Origin of the sequence: Haploplasma axanthum, assembly GCF_900660745.1 — a bacterium.
Classification (GTDB): Bacteria; Bacillota_I; Bacilli_A; order Acholeplasmatales; family Acholeplasmataceae; genus Haploplasma; species Haploplasma axanthum.
In genome coordinates, this window is record NZ_LR215048.1 from 467,835 (window position 1) to 482,034 (window position 14,200).

6 protein-coding genes are annotated in these 14,200 nt (G+C 27.5%); 2 read left to right on the forward strand and 4 right to left on the reverse strand.

Annotated features, from left to right (window positions below):
• Positions 1 to 293: 293 nt before the first annotated feature.
• Both istB and istA read right to left on the reverse strand, forming a co-directional pair.
• Complete coding sequence (gene istB, locus EXC62_RS02320; RefSeq protein ID WP_026391185.1) at positions 294 to 1,034, reverse strand: IS21-like element helper ATPase IstB; 741 nt, start codon at positions 1,032 to 1,034, stop codon at positions 294 to 296.
• Positions 1,031 to 2,506, reverse strand: a complete 1,476-nt coding sequence (gene istA / locus EXC62_RS02325; RefSeq protein ID WP_162140335.1) for an IS21 family transposase — start codon at positions 2,504 to 2,506, stop codon at positions 1,031 to 1,033. Before istA ends, istB begins: the two co-directional genes overlap by 4 nt.
• Positions 2,507 to 2,836: 330 nt before the next feature.
• Here istA and EXC62_RS02330 point away from each other — a divergent pair, with 330 nt between their 5' ends.
• Both EXC62_RS02330 and EXC62_RS02335 read left to right on the forward strand, forming a co-directional pair.
• Positions 2,837 to 5,479, forward strand: coding sequence for an InlB B-repeat-containing protein (locus tag EXC62_RS02330; protein WP_026391183.1), 2,643 nt, complete (start codon positions 2,837 to 2,839; stop codon positions 5,477 to 5,479).
• 149 nt (positions 5,480 to 5,628) lie between these two features.
• Positions 5,629 to 11,496: an InlB B-repeat-containing protein gene (locus tag EXC62_RS02335; RefSeq protein WP_129747448.1), complete on the forward strand. Its 5,868-nt coding sequence runs from the start codon at positions 5,629 to 5,631 to the stop codon at positions 11,494 to 11,496.
• A gap of 139 nt (positions 11,497 to 11,635) precedes the next feature.
• On the opposite strand, the gene EXC62_RS02340 is transcribed toward EXC62_RS02335, so the two are convergent.
• Together EXC62_RS02340 and EXC62_RS02345 are read right to left on the reverse strand one after the other, a co-directional pair.
• Positions 11,636 to 12,892, reverse strand: coding sequence for an endonuclease I family protein (locus EXC62_RS02340; protein ID WP_026391182.1), 1,257 nt, complete (start codon positions 12,890 to 12,892; stop codon positions 11,636 to 11,638).
• Between the two features lie 11 nt (positions 12,893 to 12,903).
• Entirely contained in the window at positions 12,904 to 14,172 is a 1,269-nt protein-coding gene (locus EXC62_RS02345; RefSeq protein ID WP_052590128.1) for an endonuclease I family protein, read from the reverse strand.
• Positions 14,173 to 14,200: the final 28 nt, after the last annotated feature.

Below are 14,200 nucleotides of genomic sequence, written 5' to 3' on the forward strand. Positions count from 1 at the left end.
GAAGACGATGGTATATAAATATAAAGTTGAAATTAAGGGTTATTGCAGAAATAGATAAGACTATAATAAATAAAGTAATATTATGTACAAAAGGTCAAATTGGATAAGTTAAATATAGTTTAGCAATAAGAACTAAAAAAAGTATAATACTTGTTGCTCTGGTATAATAAAGAATAGTTATATTTCAATATCAGTTATTAATCTTCAAAAACAAAATAAGATTCCTAGTGGAAATAAAATGTAAATGTCAATACCAAACTAGGTCACTATATTGGTGCGAAACTAGGTCAGTATTAATTACTTAACCATTCCTTTGTTTCTTTAATTCTATATGAGTCACCCTTAATATTTATAACTGTAGCTTTGTGTGCTAATCTATCAACCATAGCTGCAGTAAGTGTTGGATCACCAAATATTTCTTCCCACCTAGTAAATGCTAAGTTAGTAGTAATGATTATAGACTTAGTCTCATTTCTCATAGAAAGTAAATTAAATAATAATTCACTACCTTCTTTATCAAAACCAATATAACCGAGTTCATCTAATATGACTAAGTCATAACTGATGAACCTTTTTTTATAATTTGTAAGTTGGTTTAGTGTCATTGATTCCTTTAATTCAGTAATTAAATTAGGTACTGTTATGTATAAAACATTTTTGCTTTTCATATTAGCGGCGATACCTAAACCTATTGCTGTATGTGTTTTACCAACTCCAGGATTACCTACTAATATTACATTTCTGCCTTCATCTAAAAATCTTAATGATTGAAGTTCTCTAATTTGATTAGATACCTCAATTGGAAATGATTCTAGTTTAAGATCATGTAGATATTTAAGGTGTGGATATTTAGCTATTCTAATTCTGCGGTTAATACCATTTGATTCTCTAGCTCTTGTTTCACTAGTTAATACTAGTTTTAAGAAGTCTTCATAACTTGCATTATTATCCATTGCTTCACTAATAATACTTTGGTAATTATCTCTTATATTTGCTAGTTTTAAAATACTTGCTAATTGCTCAATTGTTTTCATTGTATAGTTTCTCCTTGATTAAATAGATTTGATATTTGACTTAATTGATTAGAACTAACTTCTTCAATAGTAATTTCCATTGATTTAATAGTTGTTAGTTTATGACCATTATTAAGTTTTATTAATAACTCATTTAATTCATAAATATCATTTTCATTAATCAATTTAATGAAATCCTTTGGCTTTGTGGTAAAATATTTATGAAAAAGAGTTTGGATAACTTTTGGTGCTTGCTTTAAAGCGATTGAGTTTAAAAGTGCACCTGGCTTTTTCGTGAAAGTGGTAGTGAAGTGGAATATATCGATAGTATATTCTCCTTTGCCCACTTTTTTATTATGGCTTGCTATTAGTTCATGTTTTAAGTTATAAACGTTTATATGTTCTAAATAAACATTAGAATAGACATTTTCACCAACATATGAATCAGGAACTGAGTAATAATTTGAATCAATCATTATTATTGATTCATGATTTACTTTTGCTTGAATAAGTCTTCCTAGTTCATATTTGGCTTTTGGTAGTTTAATTAAATTAACTCTTTCATTCACTACCTTTACTTTATCTTGATTAATCTTAAAAATTTCATCAACTACATATTTCCTTAAATTATCTAAAGAATAAAATTTATAGTTGAAGGTAAATAGTTCACTTCTTGCTATTTTGCCGCTAGTTTCTACATGTCCTTTTTCATTACCGCTTCTTGGATTAGTAGTCATAATCTTAAAACCATAATAGTTAGATAATTTAATTAGCTCTTCATTATAAACTTTAGCACCACCATAGACAAATTTACTTACTACATTTCTCATGTTATCGAAAACCATTGTTTTAGGTACACCATTAATTTCTTCGAAGAATGTTACTAAACTGTCAATAAATGATTCAAATTTCTGGTTTTGATAATGTTTAACAAATATATAGTTACTGTGAGGTAGGGTTATTGTTGCTTGATATAATTTTTTTACCTGATCATCAATTAACACTTTCACTTCATGAAAGTCATATTCAGCTCTAAAGCCTGGAGCATATTGCTGTTTGATAAAAGCTTCCTTGTTTTTATTTTTATAACGTTTATATTCAATTTGGATTGTTGTTATACCAACATCAAAACCTTCTGATCTTAGTTTACGGTGAAGAAGAGATGCAGTTAGTTTTTGTTTGTTTAAACCAAGTAATAAATCTTTTTCTTCATCTTGTTTTAATAGTTCATAAAATCTGTGTTCCAACTCTCCACTAAAAACTTTTCTAACACTTACCCCTTTTCTTACAGGTGCACTTACTAACTCTTTTTGTAATTCAATAATTTTACTTTTATCTGATTCATTTTCTATTAACTTTGTTATAACCTTCATTTCTTTAACGTATTTATTAACTGTATCTTTTGAAATATTTAATGTTAATGCTATTTTACGATTAGACATTCCATTACGCTTTAGTGATAATATATCGTTTTTCATGTATATTGATACCATTCTTTCTACCTCACATTATTTAAATTATATGAGGTTATTATACTATGTATGAATATACTGACCTAGTTTCCTACCAACTTTATTTAATTTATTGACCTAGTTATATACTAACAAATACATAAAATTAAGAGTATACTAGTTTTTGAGTATAAAACAAAAAAACAAAAAGTCATTTTTTAAACAAATAATAAGGTATATGCTGCGTATTAATGCAGTATTTTTATTTATTTGGGATAAGTAAATATACAATACATTTACAAGTGTTCTATTGTTTAATATAGTTTACTATGTTAAAATTATAAATGGAAAATAACGAAGGAGAATGTGTGGATGAAGAAATTTATTTCAGGGTTAAGTATTTTACTTTTAACTTTATTTTTAGTTTCATGTGGTAAAAAAGATGTATATTTTACAGTAACTTTTGACACGGATGGTGGTACACCATTGGTTGAAAAAAGAGAAGTTTTAAGCGATTCATTAACTGAAAAACCAAGTGATGATCCATTTAAAGAGGGATTTGAATTTAGATTTTGGGTTAATAGTAAGACAAATGAAGAATGGATTTTTGAAAGTAATAAAGTTTTAGAAGAAACAGCACTAATTGCTAAATATGAGATTTTAAATGAGAATATAACTTATACAGTTACTTTTGATTTAGGTTATGATGGAGCGGTTGCAATTAATCCTCAAGAAATTGTTGAAAATGGAAAAATAGAAAATATTTCTAATCCTACAAGAGTTGGTTATACATTTGTTGGATGGTATATACTAGAGGAGAAAGTTTCGTTTGAAACATATTTAGTTAACTCAGATATAACATTAGTGGCTAAATGGAATAAAGATGATAATGGTACTGATCCAATTGAAGATGAGAAAATTTTAGTAACATTTGATTATGGATATGATAATAAAGTTAAGACCGTTGAAATAAAATATGAAACATCAATAACTGAACCTGATGTACCAGTAAGAGATGGTTATACATTCTTAGGTTGGTATGATAGCCAAGAAGATACGATTTATAATTTTGCAAATGAAGTATATGAAGAAATAACACTTATAGCTAAATGGACTTTAAATGTTGAGATACCAGCAGATTATACTGAACAAAAAGGATATCAAACTGGTTTTGAAGCAAATGAAGGTTTTGAAAATAGTACAGTATATAATGAACTTAAGTATGGTGGAACAAGTGAAGAACAATGGAGAATTTTTTACGGTTCGGCATCAATTGGTTCAACAACAGTTATCCCTATTACAGGGGAGCAATCAATACAACTTAGATATTACTCTAATACCCCAACATCTAAGCCATATATTGAAACAATGTTTTCAACAGAGTTTTTAACAAGAATTGTATTTAGCGCTAAATCAAATGTTGCTGGAACTAAATTAAAAGTATTATATTCACTTGTTGAAGGTGAATATGAAGGGGTACAAAATCATGGTGGCTTATACGAATTAACGACTGAAAATGCAACATACACTAGTACTATCCCAAATCATTTTAAAAAAGGAAATGTTTTTGTAAGATTTGAAATGGTAACAACATCAGAAACAGAAAATAAAACTAATATTCAATTAGATGATGTAGAGTTTTATAATATGAAGAAACAAGAAGCATCATATACTGTTAAGTTTGAAACTAATGGTGGTACAAATATTAATGATCAAGAAGTATTATTTGGCGACACTGTAGATTTAAGCGTTATAACAAGTCGTAATGGATATGATTTTGCTGGATGGTTTACAGATAAAAATTTAGAAAATGAGTTTAATGAAGAAATAGAAATTAAAGATAACATAACTTTATATGCAAAATGGATAAAAATAGAGAACTATTTTGAAGGCGAATTTAAGTTTACAGGTAAAACTAAATTTGAAGATAAGAAAATATACTTGGAATTTGCATTTTATGTTCTTGATGAAATAATTGATTTATCAACAATGGCTAAAAAAGAATTATTAATAAATGGTACTATAACTGGGTTTGAATTAGTTGATAAATTAATATTAATTGATTTAGAGACTAAAGGTGAAATCTATTTCAAATTTATTGATACTGATGAATATGTATATGACTCTTACTTGGTATTAGATAATTATTTTGATGAATTAAATATAGTTAATACTGGAAAAGAACCAAGCAAGTATATTTTAAGTGATGAATTATATTATGTAGAATATGAAATAAAAGATATAAATCTTGAAGAAGTTGAAAGTATTTATTATTTTAATACAGAATGGGTTAAGAAAGATAATTTAGAGATTAATCATTATGAAATTGCATCTAGTGAAACTGGATATAGAAAAGTATTAGTTGTTGGCAAAGATGGTTCATTAAATTTAGCAACATTTGCACACTCAGAATATAATCTTATTACTTTTGTTAATGAAGGTGTAGAATCGTATAAACATGTTTTAAATGGAAGTAAAGTAGTAAAACCAAATGTAACAGCGCCAGAAGGTAAAAAAGTAGTTTGGTTAGATGATAAAGAAAATGTATTTGATTTTAATACACCAATTAGTGATGATATAGCACTTACTTTAAGTTTTATTGATTCAGTAGAAAATGAGAAATTTAGAATTACTATTAATGTTAAAAAAACAAATACTAATGCATTAACTGCAACTGAGATAAATGAAACATTAAATACTACGCTATTTTTAAACTCAGTTTCGGCTTTCTTTGATACTGATGGGGATAAGATTGTTCTTAAACTAGGGTCAAGTAGTAAAAATGGTTCAGTGAAACTTAGTGTAGAAGGTATATCAAGAATTGAATTAGTTGCTCGTGTTTATAAAACGGATAAGTCAATTATAGTTGTTAATGGGGAACAAAAAGAATTATCAACAGAGTTGGTTACGTATAGTTTTTTAATAACAGGTAATGAAATTATTATTGAAAACATGAAAACGCCAAGTGGTGCTAAAAATAGAGTTAATATTCATGAAATCATTTTTTATGGATAAGAGTGTTTTAATAAGCTAATAAATATATTAAAAAACAAGAAAAAGAAGCTTTATGTATAAAAGTTGTAAAGTTTCTTTTTTTGCATTTTTTTCCTATTATATCTATGATATAATTTGCTTATAAAACATAAAGGGAGCGAACACGAATAATGAGAAAACGATTATTAAGTCTAGTATTAGTTGTATTTGGTTTAATGATTCTTTCAGCATGTACTGATAAAAAGATTGATTTAGATACAGTTGCTGATGAATTAGTGAATATTTACCAGTCAGGTGATAGTGAGAAGAATGTTACAAAGGATTTGAATTTAAAGACAACAACAACAATATCAAATGATGTTGTCATTTCTTGGAACAGTTCTAATCAAGATATAGTATCAAACAATGGTAAGGTAAATAGACCAAATGATAATGATGTTAATGTAGAATTAGTTTTAACGGTTAGTTATGAATCATTAGAAGCAAAAAGAACATTTAATCTTGTTGTTAAAAAGACAGAAGATGTAATTGTTGAAAAAGTTTCTGTTAGTTTTGACTACTGGTATGAAAATGCGCCATCAGGATTAGTTATAGAAATTGATAAGAATACTAAAGTTACTCAAATTGAAGATCCAATAAGAGTTGGATATAAATTTGTTGGATGGTTTAATGGCGAAGAAAAATACGATTTTAATTTAAACGTTAGTGCTGATTTAGATCTTGTTGCTAGATGGGAAAGATTTCTTGATATTACGCTCCCAGAAAGTGTTACTACAAGTGTAATTGAGATTATTAGAGGTACAGAAGTAACATTAACAGTAAACGTTCCAAATGGTAAGGAATTAGTAAGTCTAAAAGTTAATGAGCAAATTGTTGAAGTTACTAATAACAAATATACTTTTATAGCTACTGAAGACATTATAGTTTTAGTAGAATTTAAAGACATTGAAGTTGTTGAAACATACAGTATAGAACTACCTGATACAGTAGTTGCAAATGTAAGTGATTTAACTAAAGTAACAGAGGGGACAAGTGTTACTTTAACAGTAAATATTCCAGAAGGTAAGGAATTAGTAAGTCTAAAAGTTAATGAGGAAACTGTTGAAGTTACTAATAACAAGTATACTTTTATAGCTACTGAAGACATTATAGTTTTAGTAGAATTTAAAGATATTGTTGTTGGTGAGACATATAGCATAGAACTACCTGATACAGTAGTTGCAAATGTAAATGATTTAACTAAAGTAGCAGAGGGGACAAGTGTTACTTTAACAGTAAATGTTCCAGAAGGTAAAGAATTAGTAAGTCTAAAAGTTAATGAGGAAACTGTTGAAGTTACTAATAACAAGTATACTTTTATAGCTACTGAAGACATTATAGTTTTAGTAGAATTTAAAGATATTGTTGTTGGTGAGACATATAGCATAGAACTACCTGATACAGTAGTTGCAAATGTAAATGATTTAACTAAAGTAACAGAGGGGACAAGTGTTACTTTAACAGTAAATATTCCAGAAGGTAAGGAATTAGTAAGTCTAAAAGTTAACGAAGAAACTGTTGAAGTTACTAATAATAAATATACTTTCGTAATTACTACTGATGTTATAGTATTAGTAGAATTTAAAGATATTGTAGTTGGTGAGACATATAGCATAGAACTACCTGATACAGTAGTTGCAAATGTAAATGATTTAACTAAAGTAGCAGAGGGGACAAGTGTTACTTTAACAGTAAATGTTCCAAATGGTAAGGAATTAGTAGAACTTATTGTTGATGGAAACAAAGTAGAAGTTACTAATAATCAATATACTTTTGAAATTACTAAAGATATAGTTGTAAGTGTTGAATATAAAAATGCACCAATCTATTATACAATTACGTTACCTGAATGGGTTATAAGTAGTGCAGGAACTAGAGTTTTAGAAAATACTGAAACAGGATTAACAATAATAAATATTCCTCAGTTTGATTTGTATTACTCACTATTATTAAATGGTAAAAAAGTAAATGTTGAAGAAGAAAAATATTATAATTTTGTTGTTACAGAAAATATTGAAATAAAAATAGAATTTAATTTAGATAAGATAGAAATAACACCGATTTTGGAAGCTCAAAATAGTGAAAATGGCGATGTATTTATTGCAGGAATTCTTTCAAAAAAAGTTGGTCAGTATAAATATCAAGTAACAAATCAAGAAGGAAGTATTGAAGTTAGTGTTTATGAAGATCAAGCAGAAGATGTTTTAGAATACTTAGATGCATTGATTGGAAAGAAAGTTATATTAAAAACAGACAAATACGATGATTTTATATATATATATTACACTGCTGATGTTTTAGAATATGATTATGTTGAAAAAGAAAAATATGATGTTACATTTAATACAAATGGTGGAAGTCAATTAGAAAGTATTAAAGTTGTTGAAGGCAAGAAAATAACTAAACCTTCAAATCCTGAAAAACTTAATAGTATTTTTGTAGGATGGTTTAGTGATGAAGAATTAACAGTAGCATGGGATTTTGATCAAGTTGTTAACAGTGCTGTTACATTATATGCAAAATGGGATTTAGTTTCATTTACAAAGAGTAATGTATTTACAATAAGCGAAGACGGAAAAATAATCTACCAAGCAATAACTGTATTAGTTAATGGAGTTAAGATTCTTGTTACTGATGCTACAGAGTTATTATTAATAGATGGTAGTTTATATGTTAATGCTTTAGAAGATAAAACATATGAAGATATCTTAGAAATAAATGGTGAATTAATTACTGTTTCTTATTCATTTGAAAAAGAAATAGTTGAAGTAACTTCAGCTGCAATAAGTGGAGAATTCAAATATAATAGTGAATTAGGAAAATTCTACAAAGGATATAATGTTTTAGTTGATGGAAACATATTGGAAATAAAAGATCCAGAGTTTGTTTTAACAGCAAGAAAAAATCAAGATGTTTGGACTAAGGGAATATTAACAAATACTGGAAGTGGTGTTTGGTTTGATTCAAATAAGGAACAAGGTTTATATGAGTTTGTTGCTATTGACAAAGATGGATTAATATATTTAACAACTATCGATTTTACTTTTGAAAGTAAGACATATGAAGTTGATTCTGTTGAAGCATTGTTAAATGTAGTCGAAATTAATAAAAATGAAACTGAAACAACTATTATTTTAATTAACGATATTGTTTTTGAAGTAGAGAGAGAAATTAGGTTTATTAATAAAGTTACAATTACTGGTGGTAAAGAGTTAAAGAATGTTTATCTTGAAGTTATTGAAGGTTCAAATATTGAAGGGATAACAGTTACTGAACCGGAAAAAACAAGACACACTGTTATATTTGAAAGTGAAGGATTAGAAATTGAAAAAGTAAATGTCATTGAAGGACAAAAAGTAGCAGCAATTGCAAATCCTGAAAGACAAGGTTATATATTTGCTGGATGGTTAAACAATGATACAATATTTAATTTTGATACTGAAATCAATAGTAACATAACACTTACTGCTAAGTGGGATAATGAATCTATTAGTGGGGTATTAGAAAGTATTGAAGCCAATTCGAAAACAATTACAATTACTTTCACAAGTGCAGTTAAATTTAAGGGAATTAGATTAGAAGAATTAGATTTAACAAGTGCTGATACTAAGTTTGAATTACTAAATAGTTTATTCTTTATATACAGTTATACACAACAACAAGAGCGTGAAGTCTTAAGTTCAGCTTTAATGAATATTGAAAATGTTCAAATTATCACAAGTAAAGATAGTATTAAAATTACACTTGGTGATAATGTATTCAATAGAGAATTCTATAAACAAATAGTTAATGAAGAAAGATATGAAAATGGTATTTATAGAATGACAGTTGAAAGATTAGAATATAATGATTTCACACATGCCATTAATGACTCTAAAGTAGTAGGTGGACAAGAAAATACATCATTTAGAGTTAAATTCTCACTTCCATTTGCTAATGGCGTGGTTGATCTTGATGGTACATTAAATGCAATATTCCAAACAAAGGAACAAGCAGAAAATGATAGTGCAACTGATCCTAAAGTGGATAAGTATGCACCTCAAATTGAAGAAGCTGAATTTAATATAGTTAATGGAAGATTAGTATTAGTTGTAAAAGCATATGATGAAAACTTGAAAGAATTAGAAATAGATCATAATTTAGAAAGATTAGCTGAATTACCAGAGTTTAGTGTTTATGCAGATAGCACTAATCCTTATGGAGATAGTAAGAATGCATTTGAACAACTTGGGGTAATAGTTACATTTAAAGATGGTGAATGGACAATTACATTCGGTGAATCAAGAGAAGAAATTATTAAGAATAATACAAATAAATTTGTTGTATACTTTGTTGTTAGTGATTATGCTGGAAATAAATTTGGATCAATGGATCCAACAACACCAGGAAATACAATTGAAATAAATGTATATAATGTTTCAACTACTATTTATGAAGACGTTATAGAGAAAAAAGTTTTTGAAGGTGAAAAATTAGATTTAGAAGCTCCTAAATCAAATGATGAATATATGTTCGAATTTGATGCTTGGTACCTTGATAATACAAAATACGACGTTAATGAACCAGTGAACAGTGATTTAGCTCTTGTTGCTAAATTTAATGAAATAGTATATTTAACAATTGAAGAAGTACTAGCATTAGGAAAAGGAAAAGATGTTAAAGTTAGAGCAATACTAGAAAAGAGAGTAAAAGATAGTAATTTTGATATTATTGATAGCACAGGACGTATAAGAATATATAAGAGTAAAAGTGATAGTGAACTTAGTAATGCTATAGGAAAAGAAGTAATTATTATAGGAACAAGAGATGTATATGACAGAGAACAAGTACAGCAAATTGCATGGACTGAAATTAAAATTCTTGATTTAACTGATGAAAGAAAATTACACTATGTATCAAATAGTGATTTAACAGAGGTAAGAAAGTTCGAAGTTGAAATGGGTTCTGAAGTTATGTTGCCAACTGAAATTACTAAACTTGGAATAAAAGTTGATATTGAATGGAACTTAGATGAATTTGTAACAGATAATAAGTTTAATAGTGTAACAGAAAGTAAAACAGTTGAATTAGTTGGGTATTTAATAAGTGGAGATGCTAGAAAAGAAATAAAAGCAGAGTTAATAATTAAAAAAGTTGCATTCCATGAAATTACTTTTAAAGTAGAAGGATTTGAAGATATTATTGTTACATATAAAGAAGATGAAGATATTAAATCTCCAAACTTTAGTTTACCAGAAGGAAAGAGAATAACTGGCTGGTATTTAGATTTAGAACTTACTGAAGTATATGAGTTTGGAAAAGCAACTAGTGCTCTAATAATCTATGGTAAAGTAGAAGAAACAAGCTATTTAATTGTTACATACAATTTAAATGGTGGAAACTTTGAAGAAGGTATTGTTCCAAAGACTGAATATATTAATGATGAAAAATTAGTAAAACCTGAAAATCCAGTTCGTGAAGGCTTTGCTTTTGTTGGATGGTTTAGAGATGAATTACTTCAAACAGAATGGATTTTTATTGATGATGAAATTAATAGCAATATTACTCTATATGCTAAATGGGAAGAAAAAAATGAAGAAATAAATACTTATGATTTGGATTTTATAAATGTTAATTATCCAACTAGTTATTCGTCAGGAAAGTACAGTGTAAAAAATTTAATCAATGGTGAACAAACTGAGATTGTTACATTTGATAAAGTATTTAAAGATAATGGTGCTAGACTTAACAAAAAAGGATCAATTGTTATAGAATTAGAATCAAAGATTAAAAGAATAGAAATAAAAATTGCTATATGGACTGTAAAAGAAACTACTTCTATAGAATTTCAAACTATCGATGGATCTAGTTGGAAAAAAGAATTTGAATTAATAGAAAAAATGAATAGTCCTAAGGACAAACAATATGTTTCAATTGTACTTGAAGGTCTTGATATTGATAGATTTAAATTATATAGTGATGGAAGATTTTTAGTTCAAAATATTAAAATTTGGCAATAGGATTACAAATAGTATAAACGTGACCTGCTGTCTTAATATGAGATAAATATTAGTGATTTAAATAGTAAAAAGGAATTATGTAGAAGAGAAAATAGTAAGATATATAAAGATAAAGGGACAAAATTTGTCCCTTTTTACTTTAATTATTAAGTTTATAGTGTTCTGGCCATACTAGATATACTAAGTCTGGGAAATCAATGAATGGATTTCTATTTCCTTGAAAACCAAATAAAACTTCATTTCTATGAATCTCAAACTCATCAACTGGGTCTTCTAAATGCCATTTAAGAAGTTGCATAAATCCGTCATTTTCGAAAACTGTTCGATATTCATTTCCTTTATTATTAAGATTTGCTTTAACATTATTATTTGAAAAATCTAAGGCATCTTTAACCATAATCATCATATAAAAATAAATTCTTGCTGTATCGCCTTTATGATCATCACCCGGATAAAAGCGTTTAGCTGTTTTGTCTAATTCCCATCCACCATTTTTATCAAAGTAACCATAATTTGATCTTGCACTATTTGTACTTGTTTTACTGACTCTTAAGTTATGAACATCACCTTTATTCTTTGAATATCCAGGATAGCCGATATACCAAGATTTTGGCATTACATGTTCTTTATTACCGAAACTTGAAATACCATCATATATCGTCCAAAGTTTTTTAGTAACAGGGCTAGTATCTGCTTCAGTTAAAATACTGTTTAAGCCACTGCCATAATTTCTAATGTTAGTACCATCATAAAGTCTAGTATTTAGTTTGTTGATAAGTAATTGACCTAATAGACCATCAAGACCATAACCTTGATAGTATTTAATACTATCGAAGTTAACATTAATTCCATCAGGATTTGGTAGTGCTTTAAATACACCGTAGAGAATTAGGTTTGTATTTAGTGGTAAAGTATAATCAAATTCAGTGCCGTTTATTTTTGTAGACCAATGAAGAAATTGATCTTTATTACTTTCTGTATAGTAAGAATTCATTTCTGATTTTGATAATAAGCTGTTCTTAGGCATATTAAACTCTTTATATATTTGATTATTTATATATAGACTAATCTTATAGTCTGTATTAGGAGTAGGAATTGGATTACCATTATCGTTGTTAGAATATACAGCATATAACTCTAAATCACTAGTTATAGGTAGTTCAAAGGTATATTTAACACCATCTTTGGAAGTAGACCAATATTTGAAATTATCTTTTGTAATCAAAGTATCAAATTCTTCTTTACTTAGTGAGTTACCATGTTCAACAAAATAGTTATTGATCAATGAATTATTATCATAGACTTTAATAGTGTATGTTTTTGAGGGCTCTTTACCACAACTAACTAAGATGATAGAAGAAGTTATTAATAAAATTAGATATAGTATTTTTTTCATGTTTTTTTCCTTTATTGTATGTAATTACGTTTTTCTTCAAAAAATAGTATTTCAGTTGATATAAGATTGATTAGTACCTTATTAGTATTATTGATAATTGATGTTTTAGTTACTTTTGATCCCCAAATCATATCTGCGAATTCCGGATGATCGATAAATGGGTTTCTATTTCCTTGCATATCATGGATTACGTCATTTCTTTGTTTTTCAAAATTACTAACTGCATCTTCCTTGTGCCATCTTAGAAACATTTCTTTTGATCCAATACTGTTTCCAAAATTCAATTGTGGATATCTAACAATCATATACATTACAATTCTTGCCACATCACCCTTATGTTCATCACCAGGGAAATATCCGCCAGAAACTCGTTTACCATAATCACCACTTCCTTCTGCAAAAGGATCATTACCACGATTACTATTTGTTTTAACATCAGATGCTCTTAAATTATGAGATTCACCTTTTGGAGCACCATTTAATTTAGATTGTGGCCAAACGTGTTCTCTATTCCATGTTGCTGCATTATCCCATTTATTATGTGTTTCTTTACTATCATAAATCAAGTGTAATCTATTAGTTGAGCCATAAACTAAATCGGCTCTTACTAGAACAGCTTTTACTTGATCATAAGAAGTTGCTTTTGCAGTACCAATTACTTTATTTAAACCATTTTTAAGGCTGTCACCATTAAGACCTTTAACACTCTTATAATAAGTTCCTAAATCAATTGGCTCAGTAGGTTCAGGAGTTGGATCAGGGATGCTATTAGTTTCAAAAACAGCATAAAATGTTAGATCTGTTGTTACTGATATGGGGAACATATATTTTGTTCCATTATTTGTTGCAGACCAATGTTTAATAGTCTTTGAACCAGTATATTTACTAGTTAAGATTTCTTCTGTTAGTAAACTATCTTTATCAAGTTCAAATGTTGATTGTTTGCTATCAATTATTAATGTGATTCTTATTTTATTAATAGGTGTTGGTGGTAATACAGATTCATAAACAGAATATAACTCTAAATCACTAGTTATAGGCAGTTCAAAAGTATACTTAACACCATCTTTGGAAGTAGACCAATATTTAAAATTTTCAGAAGTAATTAGAGTATCAAATTCTTCTTTATCTAAAGATTCACCGTGCTCAATAAAGTAATTATTTATTAATGAATCATTATCATAGACTTTAATAGTATATGTTTTTGAGGGTTCTTTAGCACAACTAACTAGAATAATTGAAGTAGTGATTAAGAGTAGTAAGTAAAATATTTTTTTCATTTTATTCTCCTATTTTTATTATATTTCA